This is a genomic window from Xanthomonas sp. NCPPB 2632 (assembly GCF_041228075.2).
Lineage (GTDB): Bacteria > Pseudomonadota > Gammaproteobacteria > Xanthomonadales > Rhodanobacteraceae > Luteibacter.
Genome location: NZ_CM192979.1, coordinates 247,828 through 268,354, shown reverse-complemented (window position 1 = coordinate 268,354; position 20,527 = coordinate 247,828). Strand labels below are relative to the sequence as shown.

22 protein-coding genes and 1 tRNA gene are annotated in these 20,527 nt (G+C 66.5%); 10 read left to right on the top strand and 13 right to left on the bottom strand.

What is annotated here, in order from left to right; genetic code table 11:
• Positions 1-41: 41 nt before the first annotated feature.
• The 7 genes from AB8808_RS01180 to queD all read right to left on the bottom strand — a co-directional run bounded on the left by AB8808_RS01180 (position 42) and on the right by queD (position 3,657).
• Entirely contained in the window at positions 42-575 is a 534-nt protein-coding gene (locus AB8808_RS01180) for a F0F1 ATP synthase subunit delta (RefSeq protein WP_369926030.1), read from the bottom strand.
• Between the two features lie 2 nt (positions 576-577).
• Complete coding sequence (locus AB8808_RS01175; protein ID WP_036109523.1) at positions 578-1,048, bottom strand: F0F1 ATP synthase subunit B; 471 nt, start codon at positions 1,046-1,048, stop codon at positions 578-580.
• Between the two features lie 83 nt (positions 1,049-1,131).
• Positions 1,132-1,419 (bottom strand): F0F1 ATP synthase subunit C, encoded by a 288-nt coding sequence (atpE, locus tag AB8808_RS01170; RefSeq protein ID WP_036109522.1) that lies wholly within the window; start codon positions 1,417-1,419, stop codon positions 1,132-1,134.
• An 85-nt stretch (positions 1,420-1,504) separates the two neighbouring features.
• A complete protein-coding gene (gene atpB / locus AB8808_RS01165; protein ID WP_369926027.1) occupies positions 1,505-2,344 on the bottom strand; it encodes a F0F1 ATP synthase subunit A in 840 nt (279 codons plus the stop codon).
• A 3-nt stretch (positions 2,345-2,347) separates the two neighbouring features.
• The gene (locus AB8808_RS01160; protein WP_036138367.1) at positions 2,348-2,713 is read right to left on the bottom strand and encodes an ATP synthase subunit I; all 366 of its coding nucleotides are present in this window, start codon (positions 2,711-2,713) and stop codon (positions 2,348-2,350) included.
• Positions 2,714-2,881: 168 nt separating this feature from the next.
• Positions 2,882-3,208: a hypothetical protein gene (locus tag AB8808_RS01155; protein WP_369926025.1), complete on the bottom strand. Its 327-nt coding sequence runs from the start codon at positions 3,206-3,208 to the stop codon at positions 2,882-2,884.
• Positions 3,209-3,300: 92 nt separating this feature from the next.
• Positions 3,301-3,657 (bottom strand): 6-carboxytetrahydropterin synthase QueD, encoded by a 357-nt coding sequence (queD, locus tag AB8808_RS01150; RefSeq protein ID WP_369926023.1) that lies wholly within the window; start codon positions 3,655-3,657, stop codon positions 3,301-3,303.
• A gap of 209 nt (positions 3,658-3,866) precedes the next feature.
• Between queD and AB8808_RS01145 the strand changes: the two genes are divergently transcribed.
• Positions 3,867-4,502: a LuxR C-terminal-related transcriptional regulator gene (locus AB8808_RS01145; protein WP_369926021.1), complete on the top strand. Its 636-nt coding sequence runs from the start codon at positions 3,867-3,869 to the stop codon at positions 4,500-4,502.
• Between the two features lie 63 nt (positions 4,503-4,565).
• Here AB8808_RS01145 and AB8808_RS01140 read toward each other — a convergent pair.
• Positions 4,566-4,642, bottom strand: a tRNA-Met gene (locus AB8808_RS01140).
• Positions 4,643-4,783: 141 nt separating this feature from the next.
• On the opposite strand from AB8808_RS01140, the gene AB8808_RS01135 reads away from it, so the two are divergent.
• From AB8808_RS01135 to AB8808_RS01100, 8 genes are all read left to right on the top strand, one after another.
• On the top strand, positions 4,784-5,326 hold the full coding sequence (locus tag AB8808_RS01135; RefSeq protein WP_036138375.1) for an RNA pyrophosphohydrolase: 543 nt from the start codon (positions 4,784-4,786) through the stop codon (positions 5,324-5,326).
• 82 nt (positions 5,327-5,408) lie between these two features.
• Positions 5,409-5,597, top strand: coding sequence for a (2Fe-2S)-binding protein (locus tag AB8808_RS01130; protein WP_369926019.1), 189 nt, complete (start codon positions 5,409-5,411; stop codon positions 5,595-5,597).
• Between the two features lie 106 nt (positions 5,598-5,703).
• On the top strand, positions 5,704-6,186 hold the full coding sequence (bfr, locus tag AB8808_RS01125; RefSeq protein WP_036109515.1) for a bacterioferritin: 483 nt from the start codon (positions 5,704-5,706) through the stop codon (positions 6,184-6,186).
• 732 nt (positions 6,187-6,918) lie between these two features.
• Positions 6,919-7,665: a DUF6776 family protein gene (locus AB8808_RS01120; RefSeq protein WP_369926016.1), complete on the top strand. Its 747-nt coding sequence runs from the start codon at positions 6,919-6,921 to the stop codon at positions 7,663-7,665.
• A complete protein-coding gene (locus AB8808_RS01115) occupies positions 7,652-8,086 on the top strand; it encodes a bactofilin family protein (RefSeq protein ID WP_369926014.1) in 435 nt (144 codons plus the stop codon). Before AB8808_RS01120 ends, AB8808_RS01115 begins: the two co-directional genes overlap by 14 nt.
• A 31-nt stretch (positions 8,087-8,117) precedes the next feature.
• Positions 8,118-8,504 carry an iron-sulfur cluster insertion protein ErpA gene (gene erpA, locus AB8808_RS01110; protein WP_369926011.1) on the top strand — a complete coding sequence of 129 codons (387 nt, stop codon included), beginning with the start codon at positions 8,118-8,120 and terminating at the stop codon, positions 8,502-8,504.
• 13 nt (positions 8,505-8,517) lie between these two features.
• A complete protein-coding gene (nudC, locus tag AB8808_RS01105) occupies positions 8,518-9,459 on the top strand; it encodes an NAD(+) diphosphatase (protein WP_369926010.1) in 942 nt (313 codons plus the stop codon).
• Positions 9,460-9,505: 46 nt separating this feature from the next.
• Positions 9,506-10,372 (top strand): beta-lactamase induction protein, encoded by an 867-nt coding sequence (locus tag AB8808_RS01100; protein WP_369926008.1) that lies wholly within the window; start codon positions 9,506-9,508, stop codon positions 10,370-10,372.
• A gap of 11 nt (positions 10,373-10,383) precedes the next feature.
• On the opposite strand, the gene AB8808_RS01095 is transcribed toward AB8808_RS01100, so the two are convergent.
• Entirely contained in the window at positions 10,384-12,258 is a 1,875-nt protein-coding gene (locus tag AB8808_RS01095; RefSeq protein WP_369926007.1) for an MFS transporter, read from the bottom strand.
• A gap of 438 nt (positions 12,259-12,696) precedes the next feature.
• Between AB8808_RS01095 and AB8808_RS01090 the strand changes: the two genes are divergently transcribed.
• Positions 12,697-14,622: a ricin-type beta-trefoil lectin domain protein gene (locus tag AB8808_RS01090; protein ID WP_369926005.1), complete on the top strand. Its 1,926-nt coding sequence runs from the start codon at positions 12,697-12,699 to the stop codon at positions 14,620-14,622.
• Between the two features lie 2 nt (positions 14,623-14,624).
• On the opposite strand, the gene purD is transcribed toward AB8808_RS01090, so the two are convergent.
• From purD to AB8808_RS01070, 4 genes are read right to left on the bottom strand one after another with little or no spacing between them, the layout of a single operon-like run.
• The gene (gene purD, locus AB8808_RS01085) at positions 14,625-15,905 is read right to left on the bottom strand and encodes a phosphoribosylamine--glycine ligase (RefSeq protein WP_369926003.1); all 1,281 of its coding nucleotides are present in this window, start codon (positions 15,903-15,905) and stop codon (positions 14,625-14,627) included.
• A 33-nt stretch (positions 15,906-15,938) separates the two neighbouring features.
• On the bottom strand, positions 15,939-17,303 hold the full coding sequence (locus AB8808_RS01080) for an AMP-binding protein (RefSeq protein ID WP_369926001.1): 1,365 nt from the start codon (positions 17,301-17,303) through the stop codon (positions 15,939-15,941).
• A 16-nt stretch (positions 17,304-17,319) separates the two neighbouring features.
• On the bottom strand, positions 17,320-17,889 hold the full coding sequence (gene tsaC / locus AB8808_RS01075; protein WP_369925999.1) for an L-threonylcarbamoyladenylate synthase type 1 TsaC: 570 nt from the start codon (positions 17,887-17,889) through the stop codon (positions 17,320-17,322).
• A 1-nt stretch (position 17,890) separates the two neighbouring features.
• Positions 17,891-20,458 (bottom strand): DNA topoisomerase I, encoded by a 2,568-nt coding sequence (locus AB8808_RS01070; protein ID WP_369925997.1) that lies wholly within the window; start codon positions 20,456-20,458, stop codon positions 17,891-17,893.
• Between the last annotated feature and the right edge of the window lie 69 nt (positions 20,459-20,527).

Here is a 20,527-nt window from a genome sequence, read left to right as displayed (position 1 = left end):
TGCGCCGCACGAGCGGCACCCGGTGGTATGAGAAGCTCGTATCAGTGCGCCAGCGCGCTGGCCAGCCGTTGCAGGCGGCCGCGCGCCGAACCGTCGATGACCTGCTCGCCGGTGTCGATGACGACACCCCCGAGCAGCGCCGGATCGACGTGCGTATCCAGTTCGATCTCACGCTTGAAGCGGCGCTTCAGCGAGGCGCGAAGCGTGTCCGCCTCGGCGGCATCGAGATCCAGCGCGCTCGTGACCTTGACCCGCAGCGTCGACTCCGACTCACGCTTGTAGTCGTCGTAGAGCGATGCGATTTCCGGCAGGAGCGCCATGCGGCGGTTGTCGGCCAGTTCGTCGAGGAACGACGCAAACGGCGTGTCGGCCGCCATGCCCTCGGGCAGGTGCAGCGCGACCAGCTGGGCCGGCGACACGCGCGGATCGTTGCCGAGGCCGGCGACACGCTGATCCGCCGCGACCAGGGCCGCGAAGTTCAGTGCCGACGACCAGTCGGCCAGCGACCCGGACGCCTGCGCCACTTCGAAGGCGGCACGTGCGTAGGGACGGGCAAGGGTGAGCGCCTGGGCCATGATCAGATCTCGGCAGCGAGCTGGTCGAGCAGGGCCTTGTGAGCCGCCGGATCGATTTCGCGCTGGACGATTTTTTCCGCGCCGCGGACGGCGAGTGCACCGACCTGTTCGCGCAGCTGTTCACGGGCACGCTGGGCCATCGAGGCGATCTCGTCCTGGGCCGAAGCCTTCAGGCGGTTGATCTCTTCGATCGCATCGGCGCGGGCCTTCTCGAGAATCTGGTTGGCCTGCTGCTGAGCCTTGTCGATGATGTCCGTCGACTGCACGCGGGCCTGCTTGATCTCGGTGGCGACCTTGGCGTCGGCATCCTTCAGCTCGGCGCGAGCGCGCTCCGCGGCGGCGAGCCCTTCGGCCACCTTCTTCTGGCGTTCTTCGATGGCACCGTTGAGCTGGGGCCAGATGAACTTGGTGGTGAACCAGACCAGGATCGCAAAAGAGATCATCTGGCCCAGGAAGGTCATGTTGATTTCCATGATCTCTCCAAAGACTCCGAACGCAGGGGTACTGACGGTCGCCGCGGCCCTTCAGGCCACGGCGACGAAGACGAGCGTGTTGCTTAGCCGCCGGCGGCGGTGCGCAGAACGCCGATCAGCGGGTTGGAGAATGCGAGCAGCAGCGCGATGGCGAGGCCGATGATGAACGCGGCGTCGATCAGGCCGGCGAGCAGGAACATGCGGCCCTGCAGCAGCGGAACCAGCTCCGGCTGGCGCGCAGCCGACTCGAGGAACTTCGAGCCCATGATCGCGATGCCGAGGCAGGCGCCGAGCGCGCCGAGGCCGATGATCACGCCGATGGCGATAGCGGTCATGCCCTGCACGTGTGCGAAGAGTGCGGTGAGTTCCATGGTGTTCTCCTGGGATATCTAAGAAAGACGAATGGGTGGAAACGAAAAACGAAAAGGGACTTGGGTCTAACGTCGGTGCGGTGAGTTAGTGGTGTTCACGCGCCGTGGCGATGTAGACGATCGTCAGCATCATGAAGATGAACGCCTGCAGGGCGATGATCAGGATGTGGAAGATCGCCCACGCCGTGTTGAACACGACGCCGGGCACGAAGCCGATCCAGCTCACCATCAGGCCGGCGATCAGCATGAACACCAATTCGCCACCGTACATGTTGCCGAAGAGTCGCATCGCGAGCGACACGGGCTTCGACAGGGTTTCGACGACGTTGAGCAGCAGGTTCGGGATGACCAGCACCAGCTTCACGACCGGGTTGTGGGCGTGGAATGGCGCGGTGAGCATCTCCTTGCCGAACCCGAAACCGCCCTTGGCCTTGATGCCATGACCGATGACGATGAAGAGCACGGCGACGGAGAGGCCGACGGTGGTGTTGATGTCCGCGGTGGGAACCATGCGGAAGAAGGTGTGATGCGCGGTTTCGGCACCGCCGAACGTATGCACGAGCCAGCCGGCCAGATCCACCGGCAGCAGGTCCATGGCGTTCATCAGGAACACCCACATGAAGATGGACAGGGCCAGCGGCGTGACCGTGCGGCGGTCGCCGTGGAAGGTGTCCTTCACCTGCGTGTCCACGAACTCGATGGCCAGCTCGACCATGGCCTGACCCTTCGACGGGACACCGGAGGTCGCCTTGCGGGCGAACAGCCAGAACCACAGGCAGAAGATGGCACCCAGCACGAACGACACCACGAGGGAGTCGACACGCAGGTTCCAGAACGTCGAATGATCGGCGCTGAAATTCACCGTCAGGTGGTTCAGGTGGTGCTGGATGTACTCGGTCAGACCGCCTTGCGGTTCGCTCGCCATGCCTCAACCCTTGAATCTGAATGCAAATACGTTGACCGTGAAACCGGCCACCAGGCCCACCAGGGCGGGCAAGAATGGCAGTTTCCACTGGACCAGAATGAGCGCCATGCCACCGATGAGGACGATCCAGCGAAGGATCGTTCCCGCCAGGAGCCTTGCATACATCGCTCCGCCTCCGCCCAGCGCGCTGAAAGCTCGCGCGGCAAGCAGCGCGGTAGCGATAGCGACGATCAGGGCCCCTGCAAATGCGGCCATACCGGCGGCACGCCCCTGCAGTAGAAACACGAGTCCCGCGACAACGGCCACCACGAACTGCGCGATAACGACGCGCAAGGCGAGATGACGACCGGCGGCAAGACTATTGAGCAACGCGAGGCTCCCGTGGTTTCGCTCGAAGGCGGCACCTTGGTTCTATGGGCCACGGTTTAATCTGGAAAAGTATACCAGCGCCGTAAACGACGGGACAAGCGACGAAAGTCCAATAACCACCCGTCGGCGCGACGGTCCGTCGCGTCGTTGCGAAGGAGGCGGCGTGGATCAGGCCCTGGCGGGCTGACCTGCCAACGCGCCGAGCGACGTGGCCGTCTCCACGGCCACATCGAATATGCCGCCCGCGGCGGAGGCCGCGCGCTCGACACCTTCCCGTTGCAGGTCGCCTCCGCGGACGAGGATGGCGCGCAGCGCCGCCGCATCCGTGGCGATCATCGCGTCGGCCATGAGGCCGGATGCCGCCCGGGCATGCCCCTCCATCGCCTGCAGGTGCAGGTCGGCGACGCGCTCCATGCCGCGCCAGGCAAGGGCTTGCGCGGATGTAGCCTGCTCGACGAAGCGGGCAAGATCGGCGTAACCGTTTACGTGGGGCATCGTGTGCGTCCGGCGGAACGGGGGAGGTGCCGGAGTGTAGACCCGCATGCGGCAACGCAGCAACCACGAATGGTTGCGACGACAGGCTTTGCTCAGTCGCCGGTGTACTCGGCACCGGAGGTGCAGGTTTCATGCACCACGACCTTGGCCAGGCCGGGCACCGAAGGACGAAGTTGCTGGAAAATCCACCGCGCCAGGTTTTCGCTGGTGGGGTTTTCCAGGCCTTCGATGTCGTTGAGGTAGTGATGGTCCAGCCGATCGTAAATCGGCATGAAGCAGGCCTTCAGATCGCCGAAGTCCATGACCCAGCCGAGCGCCGGGTCTACCGGCCCCTCGACATGCAGCTCCACGCGGAACGAATGGCCGTGCAGGCGCGCGCACTTATGGCCTTCCGGCACATTCGGCAGGCGATGGGCCGCCTCGAGGGTAAAGGACTTGAAGATGCGCATGGCCGTGATCGATCGCGGGTGGCCGCTTAGTGTAGCGGAGCATGGACCGGGACGATTTTCGTGAACGGCCTTCACGACGCAGTTCGCATTTTCAGCGCCCGCCTGCTCTGATTCATGGACATTCGGCTGTGAAAAGGTTGCAGTCGTAACAGGTGCGACGGATCCGGGGGGCCGTCGGGGGGATTTTTCGCGTTCACCAGGAGGCATCGATGTGCCTTGGTCGTGATTCGCTCGACCGGCCGCACCCGTGCGGTCTGGCCGAGGAAGTGTTTGCCGCCCTTCCACTGCCCTGCATCGTCTGGCCCTACGGAGGCGGCCGCGCGGTGATGGTCAATGCCGCCTTCCGCCTCGAATTCGGCGCGGGCCGCGGCCGTGCCGGGCCCCGCTGGGTCGCCGAGCACCTGCAACCGGCGGGGGGCGTAGACGAATTCGCGTTCAACGACGCCCAAGGCTCACCCCGTCGGTATCGGGTGACACGCCAGCATGTCGAAGCATCGGGTGGGACGTTCCAGGCGGTGTACCTGACACCCCTGCCTGCCGCCGAGCCCGCCGCACCTGTGTCGCTTTCCCTCGCCAGCCGACGGCGGGACCTGGGACTGACGCCCAGGGAATCGCAGGTGCTGGACGGCATCATGGGCGGCAAGCTGAACAAGGTGATCGCCGGCGAATTGCGGATCAGCCCGAAAACGGTGGAATTGCATCGCGCCAACCTGATGGCCAAGCTGCGCGTGCACAACGTGGTGGAACTGGCGAAAGCGGTGCTCGAGGCGCCGACGGCGACGCCAGCGCGGCCGAGGCACCGGACGGCCGGCAACCCGGCGGATACGGGACCCGTGGCGGCCTGAGGGCGCTCGCCGGCACGACCGACGAAAAAAGGCCGCACCCTGGGGTGCGGCCTTTCTTTTTCTTGGTGGCTAGAGGCGGGCTCGAACCGCCGACCTCAGCATTATGAGTGCCGCGCTCTGACCAGCTGAGCTACCTAGCCGTGGAACCTGGTCGTTCGCAAGCTAGGCTCACGAAGGCCGGGCAGTTTAATCGGCGACGGCCTTCCGTTCAAGTAGCGCCTTGCCCCGTCTTCTCGCGCTGTGGTTGAATCGAGCAGGAGCGGATGTTTCGCGGAGGGCGGATGATCGACGCTGATGGCTATCGACCGAATGTGGGCATCGTCCTCCTCAATGGCGACGGGCGCCTGTTCTGGGCGCGTCGGGTCAACCGCGACGGCTGGCAGTTCCCCCAGGGCGGCATGCGCAGCGACGAAACCCCGCTGGAAGCCATGTACCGCGAACTGGAGGAAGAAACCGGCCTGCTGGCCCAGCACGTGGAAGTGCTGGCCGAAACCCGTGGCTGGCTGCGCTACCGGCTGCCCAGCCGCTTCGTGCGCCACCACCAGCGGCCCACCTGCATCGGCCAGAAGCAGGTGTGGTTCCTGCTCCGCCTCAAGTGCACCGAGGATGCGTTCCGCCTGGATGCCTGCGAGAAACCCGAGTTCGACCTCTGGCGCTGGGTGGACTTCTGGTACCCCGCCAACCACGTCGTGAATTTCAAGCGCCAGGTTTACGAACGGGCCCTGCGGCAGTTCGCGCCCATGGTGGAGACGGTCTGTTCCGTCACGGTGGGCACCTGTCCCCAGCAGGCCGAACTGGAAAGACTGGCCCGCGGCGGCGAGTAAGGCGGCCTGGCTCACGCCTTCACATTTGTGCGGTTGACAATCGTTCGCATTCGTATTCGAATGCCGACCCATGTACATATGCATGTGCAATGCCGTCACCGACCACGCCATTCGCCGCGCCGCGGCCGATGGGGTGGAGTCGTTCGCCGAACTCCAGGCCCGCACCGGCTGCTCGGACTGCTGCGGCGCATGCGAGCCGGAAGCCCGCCAGTGCCTGCGCCAGGCGGTCAGCGAAACCCGCTCCCTCCCGTTCCTGGCCACTACGGCCTGATCCCCGCGGCATCCGCACTTGCGGACGCGAACCGTGTTCATTCTCGTTACGTCACGCCCTGGCCGCGGCACGTATAGTCGCGGCTGAATATCCAGGGAGACACCCCATGAAGGGCGACGCGAAGGTCATCGAATTCCTCAACAAGGTCCTCTACAACGAGCTGGCCGCGATCAACCAGTACTTCCTGCATTACAGGATGTTCAAGGACTGGGGCTACAACGAACTCGCCAAGCACGAGTACGAGGAGTCGATCGAGGAAATGAAGCATGCCGACAAGCTGATCGAGCGCATCCTGTTCCTCGACGGCCTGCCCAACCTGCAGCACCTGGGTAAGCTGCGCATCGGCGAGAACGTGGTCGAAGCGCTCCAGGGCGACCTGGACCTGGAAATGATCGCCACGAAGGACCTGCGCGAGGCCATTGCCTACAGCGAAGGCATCCACGACTTCGTCAGCCGCGACCTCTTCAAGTTCATCCTTGGCCAGGAAGAAGAGCACATCGACTGGCTCGAGACGCAGTTCAGCCTCATCTCGGACATCGGACCGGAGCGCTACATGCTCAGCAAGGTTGGATCGCTCGACAAGCATTGAAGAAGAAACCGCCGAGAGGCGGTTTTTTCTTTGTACGCTTGTTGGGGAGGGCTCGCCTTTGGCGTCGCTTTGGGCCTTGGGCCTTGGGCCTTGGAGCAAGAGCCGGCGGGGGCCACCCTCGGGGCCACGCCTGCGGCGACCCGTTGAGGAAAGGCCGCTGGCGCGGCCGTGTATCTGATTCGCGCACATCGTGCGCTCCTACCCCCCAGACGGCCGACCACGCGTTGGATATGCCCCAACCGGCCCTACCCGTGGTGGTAGGAGCCCACGATGTGGGCGAAAAGCCAACAAAGCGCTGACGCCATACCCCGCAAATCTGCGACCGCTCGCGTAACAACCCACCTCAATGTCGGGAAGAGCCGGCGGGTAGCCCCCTCGTGGCCGGTAGCCGCAGGCGAGGGCTTCGAACGGAAAAAGCCCGAAGGGGGCCGGCCAGGACGGCCGGCCGTTTCCGCTGAGACAGGATGTCGAATCGGAAACCTCCGTTCGAAGCCCGACCCGGCCCGAAGGGCAATCAATACACGGCCGCGGAGCGGCCTTTCCTTGACGGGTCGCCGCAGGCGTGGCCACGAGGGGGCTACCCGCCGGCTCTTGCTCGAACGCCCCCAGGCACCAAGCCCAACGCGATGCCGAAGGCGAGCCCACCCACACAAGAACGCAACCCCTCACTTTTTGCCTGAAGCCGCAGAGGCGATACCATCCCGTCTTCACGCATCCTCCACGGAACCGCTCATGGCGTCACGCCATCCACCCCGCTTCGTCGTGCGCCGCCTCGAGGATCTCTCGGCGGCGCGGCGCAAGCGCCTCCTGCTGCTGGCCGCCTGGCTGGGTAGCCTGGTGGCCGTGGCACTGGTGACGTGGGCGGCGGTCAGCGCGCGTCAGCCGCATCGCCTCGGCGCAGCGACCACGGTGGCCGGCGGCGATGCAGGCGGCGAGGCGCTGCGCCAGCAGGTGGCCAACGGGCAGCGAGACAGCCAGGTCGCCGAGATTGCCGCCAGGGAACTCCGGCGCAACCTCGCCGAGCGCGACGAGGAAATCAGCGGCCTTCGCGCCGACCTGGCGTTCTACACGCGGCTGGTGGGCAACGGCGGCCAGCATGACGGCCTGAAGATCCAGGGAGCCCGGGCCACGGCAGTCAAGGGCAGCCCGGACGCCTGGAACCTCGTGGTCACCTTGACGCGCAGCGCCCGGGGCGGCGATCCGGTCAAGGGCGACCTCCGCCTCGCCGTCGAGGGCATCCAGGACAATCGAGTCCGCACGCTGGAAGGCACGGACCTGGGGCTGGCCGTTTCCGGGGAGGGCCTGCCGTTCGCCTTCCGGTATTTTCAACAGGTCCAGGGCAGTTTCACGCTGCCGACCGGCTTCCAGCCGACCCGGCTGCGCCTGCAGGCGAAAGGCGCGGGCGCGGAGGCGGTCGCCGTCACGCTGCCGTGGACCGATATCATACGCAACGAAGAGGCTAACGATGTTCAGCACTAAGGGGAAAGCGCAGGGGCCGGCGGTCAATGCCGCGGCGACGAGCCTGATCGCCCGTGGCGTGGTCATTCGGGGCGACGTGTCGTTCAACGGCAACCTGCACCTGGATGGCACAGTGGAAGGCGCCGTCCACGCCGAGGCAGGCAGCGACGGCGTGCTCACCATCAGCGAGACCGGCCGCGTGGTCGGGCGCATCGAGGTGCCGCATGCGGTCATCAATGGCGCGGTCACCGGCGATATCGATGCGGCCGAACGGCTGGAGCTGGCGCCACTGGCCCGCATCGAGGGGGACGTGCACTACCAGGTGCTGGAGATGGCAGCCGGCGCGCAGGTGAACGGCAAGATGATCCATCGCGGCCCGGTAACGGTCCGCCAGTTGGCCCAGGCGGCCATCGCCGCCGCGCCGGTGGCATCCGAGGCTTGACCTGCCGCCGATCGGCGCCATTATGGACGGCATGAACAACCCCTTCCCCATGGCTCCGTCGGCACCCGCGCCGGATTACCGCACGGCGGGTGCGCCTCTTATCTTCACCGAGGCCGCCGCCCGCAAGGTGCACGAGCTGATCGACGAAGAAGGCAACCCGTCGCTCAAGCTGCGTGTCTACATCAGCGGCGGCGGCTGCTCGGGCTTCCAGTACGGATTCACTTTCGATGAGGAACAGGCCGAAGACGACCTGGCCGTGTCCCGCGAAGGGGTGACGCTGGTGGTCGATCCCCTGTCGCTGCAATACCTGACAGGCGCCGAGATCGATTACGCGGAGTCGTTCAGCGGCTCGCAGTTCGTCATTCGCAACCCGAACGCGAAGACGACCTGCGGTTGCGGCTCCTCGTTCAGCGCATGAGCGGCGCCACCGCGTGAGCAATGTTTTCGCGGGGCTCGAGATCGACCGCATGGCCGAGCGCCGTGAGGATCGGGTCTGGGTCGAAGAGATCGAACGCGCAGCCGATTCACGCTTCCTCGTGCTGGACATCGAAGGCCAGGCGTTCGTGGCCGCCCACGCCGAACACCCCGAGTGGATGACATCGGCCATGCGCGCCGAGCGCTTCGGCGACGTGCCGTCCACCCTGCTGGGCCTGGCCGCCGGCAGCGCCTGGTTCGCCCTGGTACTCGACGAAGCGCACGCCGCGACGTTCGTCGACCTGACCGCCGCACGGCGCATGAACCTGCGCGAGGCCGGGCTGGTGTTTCCCGCCTTCGAGGCGGGCCTGTTCGCCTTCGCCAAGGGCATCGCGCACTGGCAGCGGCAGATGCGCTTCTGCAACCTCTGCGGGGCGCCGACCCTCGTCGTGGCGTCGGGGCATCGCGTGCAATGCACCAACCCCGATGGCCCCCACATGCATTTTCCGCGCACCGACGCGGCCATCATCGTGATCGTGGAGGACGGCGACCGCTGCCTGCTCGGCCGGCAACGCGGATGGCCGGCGGGTCGCTATTCCACGCTGGCCGGCTTCATCGAGCCGGGTGAATCACTGGAAGATGCCGTCAAGCGCGAGGTGCGCGAGGAATCGGGCGTGGAAGTGCTGCACGCCACGTACCACTCGTCGCAGCCCTGGCCCATGCCCGCGTCGCTGATGGTCGGCTTCACCGCTACCGCGAAAACCCGCGAGATCGTGCTTCGCGACGACGAACTGGAAGACGCCCGCTGGTTTACCGCGGACGATATCGCCGCCGGCATACGCTCTGGCGAGTTGGGCGTACCGCCGCCGCTGTCGGTGTCGTACCGGCTGATCGAGCACTGGCTGGCGCAGCGGCACGTATCGCTCGATCAGCTGCTGGCGGACGCGCCGCGCCACTGAGTTCTTCGCCTACAATCGAGTCATCCATCTACGGATTGCGCTCGCCATGGCCCTACGTCTCCTCGCCATCCTCATCGCCCTGGTCGTCGTCTGGAGCGTGCCCCGACTGGCGCGCTGGCGGGACGACCGCTGGTTCCGCGGCTGGGTCGCGCGCACGGGCGACCTGTCCGGCCCCGGCCGCGTGGCGATACTTCTGCTGGTACCCGTCGCCCTGGCCGCGATCGTCTCGGGGCTGCTTTACTCGCTGCCCTTCTTCGACCTGGCCTGGCTGGTCTTCGCCATCGTCGTGCTTACGTATGCGCTGGGACCGCGCGAGATCGAAGCGGATATCGACGCCGTGTTGCGTGCCGCCGACCCCTTGCGCCGCGATGAAGCCCTGAACGCGCTGCGCCACGACGAGACGCCCCTGCCGTGGTACGCACCGGCGATCGTCGAGGCCGCGTTCTACGGCGCCCTGCGCCGCCGGTTCGGCGTGCTGTTGTGGTTCCTGCTGCTGGGCCCGGCCGGCGCGCTCGGCTACCGTCTGGCCCAGATGCTGGGTCGCGACGCCCCGGTGTCGCTGGACGGCGCCACGCGCACGTCGGCACACCGCCTGGCCGATGCGCTGGACTGGCTGCCCGCCCATCTCATGGTCTTCGCCATGGCCCTGGTGTCCGACTTCGACGCGGTCATCGGTGCATGGAGACAGTGGCACCACACCTCGGGCAGCCCACGCTCACGGCTGGAGCCGGATTTCCTCGGCGCGGTCGCACGTGCCGGCGTGGATGCCGATGTCGAAGCCGGCGACGGCTATGCGCAGGATGTCAGCGATCCGCTGGTCGAACTGGAGGACGCCCGCCGGGTGATCCGACGCGTGCTGGTGGTCTGGATGGCCGTGGTCGCGGTGATCGTGCTGGCGGCGTGGATCGCCTGAGGCGACGGCGCTCAGCCTTTGTCCCCCCGTAATGCACTCACCCGCGCCTGCAGGGACGCCGCGCTCGCCGCCTCGGCGGGCAACGGCTCGCCGCCCACCAGTTCGATCCGCGACCAGAACCGGCGGGGCAGCCGCGACCGATGCAGCGCGCTGTCACGCCGGCTGAAAATGCTGCCCCACATGCCCCGCAACGCCAGCGGCACCACGGGCACCGGGCGGCGCGCCAGGATGCGGTCGACACCGGGGCGGAACGTGGCGATCTCGCCGTCGTGGGTAAGCCCGCCCTCGGGGAAGATACAGACCACCTCGCCGGCGGCAAGGGCCTCGTCGATCGCGTCGAAGGCTTTATCCATCAGGGCGGGATCTTCGTTGCGACCGGCGATGGGAATCGCCTTCGCCGTGCGGAAGACGAAGCGAAGCACCGGGATGTTGAAGATCCGGTAATACATCACGAAGCGCATCGGCCGACGCACGCTTGCCATCAGGATCAGCGGGTCCATGAAGCTCACGTGGTTGCATACCACGAGTGCCGCGCCTTCCTCGGGCACGTTCTTCAGGCCGTCCACGCGGACGCGGTAGAGCGTATGCACCAGCACCCAGGTGATGAAGCGCATCATGAACTCGGGCACGAGCGTGAAGATATACACCGCCACGGCGATGTTGAGCAGGCCGGTGACGAGGAAGATCGTCGGTACGGAAAGACCCAGCAAGGTAAGGCCGATGCCGAAACCGGAGGCTATACAGATCAGCAATGCGTTGACGATGTTGTTGCCGGCGATGATGCGCGACAGTCGCTCGCGCGGCGCGCGGCTCTGCACGAAGGCGAACAGCGGCACCACGTAGAACCCGGCGAAGGCGCCGATCAGGGTGAGATCCAGGGCGGCGCGCCAGGCGCCCGGCGCGGCCAGGAAGGCCATCCAGCCGAGCGAGGCCCCGGCCGGCACGTCGGGTCGCGCGAAGAACAGATCGACCGCGAACACGGTGAGGCCGAATGCGCCGATCGGCACCAGGCCGATCTCGACGCGCTTGCCGGAAAGTCGCTCGCACAGCAGCGAGCCGACGCCCGTGCCCAGCGAGAACAGCGTCAGCACCAGCGTATTGACCGACCCGTCGCCGCCCAGCACATCGCGCGTGTAGTTGGGCAATTGCGCGATCATCACGGTGCCGAAAAACCAGAACCACGAGATGCCCAGGATCGCGTTGAACACCGCGCGGTCCTCATGGGTGAGCTTCAGCACACGCCATGTCTCGCTGACCGGATTCCAGTTGAAGCGTAGCTCCGGCGCCGTGGCCGGCGCCACGGGAATGGACCGGCTGACCAGATAGCCCGCGACCGCGATGGCGATCGTGGTCAGCGACGCGGCGAGGGTGCCGTAACCCGCGATCAGCATGAGCGAGTTGCCGACGATCATGCCCACCAGCATCGCCAGCTGCGTGCCCGTCTCGACCAGTGCATTGCCACCGACCAGCTCGGTACGGTCCAGCGCCTGCGGCAGGATCGAATACTTGATCGGGCCGAACATCGTCGAGTGCATGCCCATCAGGAACAGCACGACCAGCAGCAGCGTGATGTGGTGGGTGAAGAAGCCGATCGCGGCGATCGTCATGGCGGCGATCTCGAACAGCTTCACGTAGCGGATGATGCGCGTCTTCTCGAACTTCTCCGCCAGCTGGCCCGCCGTGGCGGAAAACAGGAAGTACGGCAGGATGAACAGCGCGGGCGCCAGGTTCGTGTAGAGCGACACCTGCTCCCTGGGCAGCGCCATCTGGAAGGCTACCAGCATGACCATGGCGTTGCGGAATGCATTGTCGTTGAAGGCGCCCAGCGCCTGCGTCCAGAAAAAGGGCGCGAAGCGGCGCCTGGCGAGAAGGGAGAACTGGGACATGCCGGCGGCCACCTCTGGATGTCGTGGCAGTGTATCGCAGCGTTGGCGACACGCGAGGGTAGTAAGCGGACAAGACGACAGCGACGGCTGGCATGGAAAGCGGTTCGCTCACACGAAGCCCTGCATGGCGCTTACATATCCGACCAGGCTTCGACCGGAGAATTGGCCGTTCATCCCGTCATGACGTGACTCTTCGATGCGCGACACCAGGACATCGTCACCCACGTGTATCACCCTCTACTCCGTCCCTGGTCGTCGTATCCCAAGGCACCGACCGTCGGCGACGTGATTCCCAGCCTGACGACAACGTCACCTGCCGTGCCGGCAAGCTTTCTGTCGTTTCGCGATATCGGCGCGGAAGAACACTGGCAACCCCTTCCGATCGATGCCGAGCGCTGACGCAAGACACCTGCTCCCCCACCGCCAAAGGATTGGCCCATGAACCATCGATCGCTCGCAACCTGCATCGCCGCCGGATGGCTCCTGCCGTTCTTCATACCGCTCGCGCAGGCGGCCCCTCCGCTACGAACCGTGCCCCTGGCAAGCCTGTCGTCGGCGCTCAGTCCCGACGCGCACCCACGGCTGGCGGACAACTGGGTCAACCGGGGTTTCGACGGTCGTATCGTCTGGGTGGACGACGCCGAACTGGGCGATGCGGAGGGGCGCCAGCGCATGATGTCCGCCCTGGATGCGGGCCTCGCGGTGCTTGTGACCCGACGCGAAAGCACCAGTGAAAACACCATGTCACTGCTGGGCTTCCAGGCCGATGCCCGGCGTGCGATCTACGTCAGGAGCGCCACCGACACGCTCAAGGTCGCCTATGTGGCGGACGAGATCGGCCCCACCCAGGCCGCGGGGGTTTTCTCCCGGTGGGTAGAGGCGTACGCGCCTCCACCGAAACAGTTCAAACTGTTTGCCTCGCTGGTCTCCCTGCAACCTGCGGAATCGACCGGCTACGTGCCACGGCTTTATCTCGAGTCACAGACGAACCTCGAAGGCGATCGGCAGATCAGTCACAAGATCACGATCAGGCGCGACATCCGGCCTGGTATGGACGAGAACGTGCTGTCGGTGGAAACCGATGTCCGGCAACGGCCCGAGCACTACGGCCCCTTTTGGAATGGTCACTTCAACGCGGAAAAGGGGTATCACCTGTTCATCCCGTTGCGTTACGACATCGTCACCTCGATCGCCGCGGTCGGCAGCGATGTGCCCATCAGGCTGGACGGCATGCAGCCGACCAGCGGCAAGCCATCCACGGAAGTGAAAACCGCCCGACTGTCGACGGAAAGCGGTGGCGGGTCCAGCGTGCCCGCCAACATCATGGATTTCCTGACCACCCTGCCCTCGGGCGCGGCGGGAGCGCTGGGCAAGCTACCCACCTTGTTTCCCGGTACCGACAGGGTTGTCGAGACCCATGAGATCACCGTGCCGACCGCCGATTACGAGGTCCAGGCCAGGCTATACGGGGGTAAGGGCGGCATGCGGCATGTGACGTGGAGCTTCGAACTGTCGTCCGACATCGCGCATGACCACAAGCGGTTCCAGGATGGCTACAGCAAGCTCGGTTACCCGTACTACAGCTTGAAGAAAGTCACCAACATGATGAAGTCCGCTCATCTGCAAACCGCATCGTCCTGGCGTTTACCGGGCGAGTGGCGGGGGAAGATCGATGTGACGACGCGCGCCACGGTGGTGAATCGGGTCTTCTTCGACGAATCCCTTCCCGGCGGGCAGTTCGAAACCACCGAGCCGGACCATCCGGCCTCCGATACCCACTTCACGATGCGCGTGGATCTCGACTCGCCCCTGCTGACCCACCAGCCGACGGTACGCCTGCAATCACTCGAAGGCGAAGGAAAATGCCTCGCCCAGCCGAACCCGGCAGCCCCCGAGATCGCCATGCAGACCTGCGACGCCGGGTTGGCGGGCCGCGAGCAGCAGTGGTTTCTGGACATCGACAGCACCTACCGCAACCGCGCCAGCGGAGACTGCCTCACGACAGACCTCACCGACGGCGCCATACGCGCCGAAACCTGCTACGGCGCCGCGCTCAACCAGCAATGGATGTGGTCGGCCGACCGCCTCCACTCCAAGGCGAATGGCGGCGACCGCTGGCGGCTGCACCTGCGCAAGGGCGTGCCCAACGCGAAGTTCGATCCGACGCTGCACGATGCCATCCGGCCGAACCGGCACCATGCGCTGCTGCCGCCGTGGTGGTCCTATCCGGCGAAGCCGAGCCCGGGCGACACCGCACCCAACCCCAACGGCATATCGCATGTCATCTACGATGAAATCAGTCACTACCGGCGCGTAAGCGACGACCAGCGCTGGCAGATCCACATCGTGACGGACAAACGGTAGCCCTAGCGGTCGAAGGCCCGATGGGCGATGTCGCGGCGGTGGAACGCATCCGCGAAACGGACGCGTTCCACCGCCGCATAGGCCTTGCCTCGTGCATCGGCCAGATCGGCGCCGAGCGCGCAGACAGTCAGCACACGGCCGCCCGCCGTCACCGGGCGGCCCTGGGCATCGTCCGCGGTGCCCGCGTGGAACACCTTCACGTCGGCGCCAAAATCCGCGTCGGCGCCCGTGATGACGTCACCGGCCCGCACCTTGCCCGGATAGCCGCCCGCGGCGAGGACGACGCCCAACGCGGGACGCGTATCCCAGTCGGCCGTCGCGTCGGCGATGGCACCGTCCAGCGCCGCCTCGATCAGGTCGACGAGGTCGGAACGAAGCCGCAGCATGATCGGCTGGGTTTCCGGATCGCCGAAACGCACGTTGAACTCGATGACTTTGGCTACACCCGCGGGATCGATCATCAGGCCCGCATAGAGAAACCCGGTGAACGGCACGCCATCCGCCGCCATGCCGTCCAGCGTCGGCTGGATGATCTCGCGCATGACCCGCGCCGACACCGCATCGGTGACCACGGGCGCCGGCGAATAGGCGCCCATACCGCCAGTGTTGGGACCGCGGTCGCCGTCGTCGCGGCGCTTGTGATCCTGGCTGGTGGCCATGGGCAGCGCATGGCGGCCATCCGCGATGACGATGAAGCTGGCTTCCTCGCCCTCGAGGAATTCCTCGATGACCACCCGGGACGACGCATCGCCGAAGGCCTGCTGCCCGAGCATGTCCTCCAGCGCGGCTTCCGCCTCGGCCAGCGTCATGGCCACGACCACGCCCTTGCCTGCGGCCAGGCCGTCGGCCTTGATGACGATGGGCGCCCCGGTGGTGCGCACATGGTCCAGCGCCGGGGCCAGTTGGGTGAACACCGCGTAGTGCGCCGTGGGAATGCGATGCCGGGCAAGGAAGTCCTTGGCGAACGCCTTGCTGCCTTCCAGTTGGGCCGCAGCGGCGGAGGGGCCGAAGCAGCGCAGGCCGGCGGCGACGAAGCGGTCGACGACACCGGCCACCAGCGGTACTTCGGGGCCGACCACGGTCAGGTCGACACCTTCGTCCCTGGCCAGGGCCAGCAGGCCGTCGATGTCGGTGACCGCGACGGGTACGTTGCGCAAGCCCGGCTCACGCGCGGTGCCGGCATTGCCCGGTGCGACGATGACCTCGTCGACGCGTTCGGACTGGCCGAGTTTCCACGCCAGCGCGTGTTCGCGACCGCCGCCGCCGATAACGAGGACCTTCATGCTGTTTCTCCGGGCAAGTAACCCGGAATTCTATCAGCCGCGTGCGGCGAGCATCTGCAACAGCAGGCCGCGGGGCAACTTGCCGGTCTCGTTGCGCGGCAACGCGTCCACCCGGCGCAGGGGACGCGGCAGGAACACCGGATCCATCGAGCGGCGCAGTGCCGCCAGCACGGCCTGCTCGGTCAGGTCGGGCGCGACGACCAGCCCCGCGATACGACAGACGCCCGACGCATCGGCGTCGTCCAGCTGGAACAACACGCCATCCTGGACGCCATCGATGTCGAGCAGGCGCCGGTTGAGGTCGCCCAACGAGGCACGCTTGCCGGCGATTTCCAGCAGGTCGGTGTTGCGACCGCGGAGCTGGAAGCGACGACCCTCGTCGTGCAACGAGACGATATCGGCCAGCGCCATCGGCTCGGCCAGCTGCGGCGCTTCCACCAGGGTGCCGTCCGGTTGCGGATGCAGGGTGACGCCGTGGTAGAGCGACCAGTGATCGTCGGTTGCCGTGCGGCGGCTGGCGAAGACGCAGGTTTCGGTGGACCCGAACACTTCGTGCAACGGCGCGCCGAAACGTGCCTCCGCGGCGACCGCCAGTTCGACCGGCATGGGCGCGGTAGCCGAGACGAACGCGGCAAGGCGCGGCAGCGTCACGCCGGACGCCACCAGGGCACGCAGGTGCACCGGCGTCGTCACCAGTACGCGGGGCTCCGGCATCGACGCCAGGGCGGTGGCGACATCGGCGGGGAAGAAGGGGCGACCCGAGTGCACGCTCACCTCCGACAGCAGCGGCATGACCACGGACATCTCCATGCCGTACATGTGCTGCGGCGGCACCGTGGCCACGACATCGAAGGCGCGGCCGATGGTGCCGACCAGCATCGACGCATTGCCGGCGTTGCTGGCGACGAAGCTGCCCCAGGTCTTCACGTTGGGCTTCGGCTTGCCGGTGGAGCCGGAGGTGTAACCGATGGCCACCACCGCATCGGCCGGAATGCCCGGTACATCGTCGCCCGACGCGGCGGCATCGTCGAGCACAGGCATGCGCCGGTAGCCCGCCGGTGCCGGGTCCAGCGCCAGCTCGCCGATGGCGTACGCGCCGGGGTGGCTGGCCATCACCTCGTCCACGGCGTGCGCGGCACGCGAGGGCGGCAACAGGTTGGTCTGGCCGCGAACGACCAGTGCCGCGAAGGCGACGAGGAACGCGTAGCGATCCTCGCAGAGGTTCACGGCGCTGCCGGCCTCCGGAAGCGATACCGCCACCTGGCGCACGTGGGCGAGGAAGGTCGCGACGGTGACGGGCCGGCCGTCGCGCCAAGCGACCACGCGCGACGGCGCGCCGACCAGCAGCGGCAGGGTGGGCGCATGGTCATGCGCGGTAAGTTCGCAAGCGGTCGACATCGGTGATTCCCCCCTCTCAGGCGCGGATGATAGCGCCGGTCAGGGCGTCACGGATGGTGGTCGGGCGCGACTGGTCACCCAGCGGGGCATCCAGTGCCTCGTCCAGGCGATCGCCGAAATAGTGTTCCAGCGTGGCGAGGTCGCGTGCGGGCGGCTGACCATGCGGATTGGCGCTGGTGGAAACCAGCGGTCCACCGAAAACGCGGCACAACGCGGCCGACGGGGCATGCGCGGTCACGCGCAACGCGATGCCGGCATGCCCGCCGGCGATCCAGGGGGGAACGTCGACGCTGCGCGGGAACACCCAGGTGTGCGGGCCGGGCCACGAGCGCCGGATATCCGCGAGCACCTGCGGCGGCACCGCGCTGGCATCGATGTAGGGCTGGACCTGGGCGAAATCCGCGGCGATCAGCAGCACGCCCAGCGACGAGGGGCGGCCCTTGAGCGCGAAAATCCGCTCGAAGGCGGCCTGGTTGTGCGGATCGCAGCCGAGGCCGAACACGGCCTCGGTCGGGTAGGCAAGGACGCCACCCTCGCGAAGCCGGGCGGCGGCCAGGGCGACATCGGCGAGAGCGATGCGTCGCATGTCAGTCGGCGGCGGGCGACGCCGGCTTGGCGGCGGCACCGACGGCTTTTTTCGCGGCTGTTTTCTTCGTCGCGGCCTTCGTCGTGGACGCCTTCTTCGCGGCCGTTTTCTTTGCCGCGGTTTTCTTCACCGTGGACTTCTTCGCACCGGCTTTTTTCGACGCCGCTTTTTTCACGGCTGTCTTCTTCGCCGGCGCGTCGCCCGGAGCGACGGCCTTCTTCGTGGTCGCCTTCTTGGCGGCGGCCTTCTTGGTCGCGGTTTTCTTGGCCGCACGGCCGCCGCGTGGCTTCTTGATCGGCGCCGCCGCCAGCAACTCGCGGCATTCGGCTTCGGTCAGCGACTTCGGCTCCTTGTCCTTGGGGATGCGCGCGTTCTTTTCGCCGTCGGTGATGTACGGACCGTAGCGACCGTTCAGCACCTGCACGCCGTCGCCGAAGTCGAGGATGATGCGGTTGGCGATGGCCTCGAGCTTCTCCTGCACCAGCTGCAGGGCGCGCGGCAGCTCGATGGTGTACGGGTCGTCTTCCGGCTTGAGCGAGGCATACATGGCGCCCTGCTTCACGAAGGGCCCGAAACGGCCCACGCCCACGGTGACATCGTCGCCCGCTTCCGACTGGCCCAGGTTGCGCGGCAGCTTGAACAGTTCCATCGCCTCCGGCAGCGTGATGGTGTGCATGCTCTGCCCGGGACGCAGGCTGGCGTAGGTGGGCTTGGCTTCGTCGTCCTTGCTGCCGATCTGCGCGTAGGCGCCGTAACGGCCCAGGCGCACCGACACCGGCTTGCCGGATTTCGGATCGTCGCCGAGTTCGCGGGCACCCGTGGCTTCGTTGCGGTCGACCGATTCGGTCTTGTCGTCTACCAGTGTCTTGAACGGCTGCCAGAACCGCTCGAGCAGCGGCACCCAGGCTTCTTCGCCACGGCTGACCGCGTCCAGTTCGTCTTCGAGCCGGGCGGTGAAATCGTAATCGACGTACTGCGCGAAATGGCCGGACAGGAACTGGCTGACGGCGCGGCCCACATCGGTCGGCTTGAACCGGCGGCTTTCCAGGAGCACGTATTCACGGCTGAGCAGCACCTGGATGATGCTGGCATAGGTAGACGGACGGCCGATGCCGTATTCCTCGAGCGTCTTGACCAGGCTGGCTTCGGAGAAGCGCGGCGGCGGCTCGGTGAAATGCTGGTCGGCCGCGATGGCGGCGACCGGCACGACCTCGCCCTGGGTCAGGCGCGGCAGGCGGCGCTGGTCGTCGTCTTCATCGCCCTTCTGGTCCTTGCCTTCCTCGTACACGGCGAGGAAGCCGGGATCGATCACGGTGGTGCCCGTGGCACGGAACGCGGAATCGGCCACCGGGAACTCCACCGAGACGGTGTTCAGCGTGGCGTGGACCATCTGGCAGGCCACCGTGCGCTTCCAGATGAGTTCGTAGAGCTTGCGCTGGTCGTCGTTGAGGAACGAGCCGACGCTGCGGGGCGTGCGCATGGCGGAGGTGGGGCGAATGGCCTCGTGCGCTTCCTGCGCGTTCTTCGACTTGGACTTGTAGGCCTGCACCGCGTCAGGCAAGGCTTTCCTGCCGTATTCGCTGGCGATCAGGTCGCGCAGTTCGGCCGTGGCGTCGTTGGACAGGGCCACGGAGTCGGTACGCATATAGGTGATCAGGCCGACGTTGCCCTCGCTGCCCAGACCGACGCCTTCATAGAGGCCCTGCGCGATGCGCATGGTGCGACTGGTCGAGAAGCCGAGCTTGCGCGCGGCCTCCTGCTGCAGCGTGGACGTGGTGAACGGCGGCGCCGGGCGACGCTTGCGCTCCTTGCTGGTGACCTCGCCGACGGTGAACTTGCCGGCCGCGGCCTTTTCCAGCGCGACGCGCGCCGACATCGCGTCGGCCTCGTTGGTGAGGTCGAACTGCTCGAACTTCTTGCCGTCCAGGCGCACCAGGCGGGCATCGAACGCGCCGTCCTTGTGCGCGAGGCTGGCCTGGATGGTCCAGTACTCCCGTGCCCGGAACGCTTCGATTTCCAGCTCGCGCTCGACGATCATGCGCAGCGCGGGCGACTGCACGCGGCCCGCCGACAGGCCGCGCTGCACCTTGCGCCAGAGCACCGGCGACAGGTTGAAGCCGACCAGGTAATCCAGCGCGCGGCGCGCCTGCTGGGCATCGACCAGATCGTGCGACAGCTTGCGCGGGTTGGCCACGGCTTCCTTGATCGCCTTGGGCGTGATCTCGCTGAAGACCACCCGCTGCACGTCCTTGCCCTCGAGCAGACCGCGCTCCCGGAGGATCTCGCTGATGTGCCAGGAGATGGCCTCGCCCTCGCGATCCAAGTCGGTCGCGAGATAGATGCAGCTGGCCGCCTTGGCCGCCTTGGCGATGGCATCGACGTGTTTCTCGTTGCGGTCGATGACCTCGTAGGCCATGGCGAAGCCGCGCTCGGGATCGACCGCACCCTCCTTGGGCCGAAGATCGCGCACGTGGCCGTACGACGCCAGCACCTGGAAATCCGTGCCGAGGTACTTGTTGATCGTCTTGGCCTTGGCGGGCGACTCGACGATGAGCAGGTTCTTTGCCATGCGTTAACCGATTCCGAAAACCGCCGGGGCCAGGGGGCCCCAGGGTATGTATATATTTAGTGGGACCAT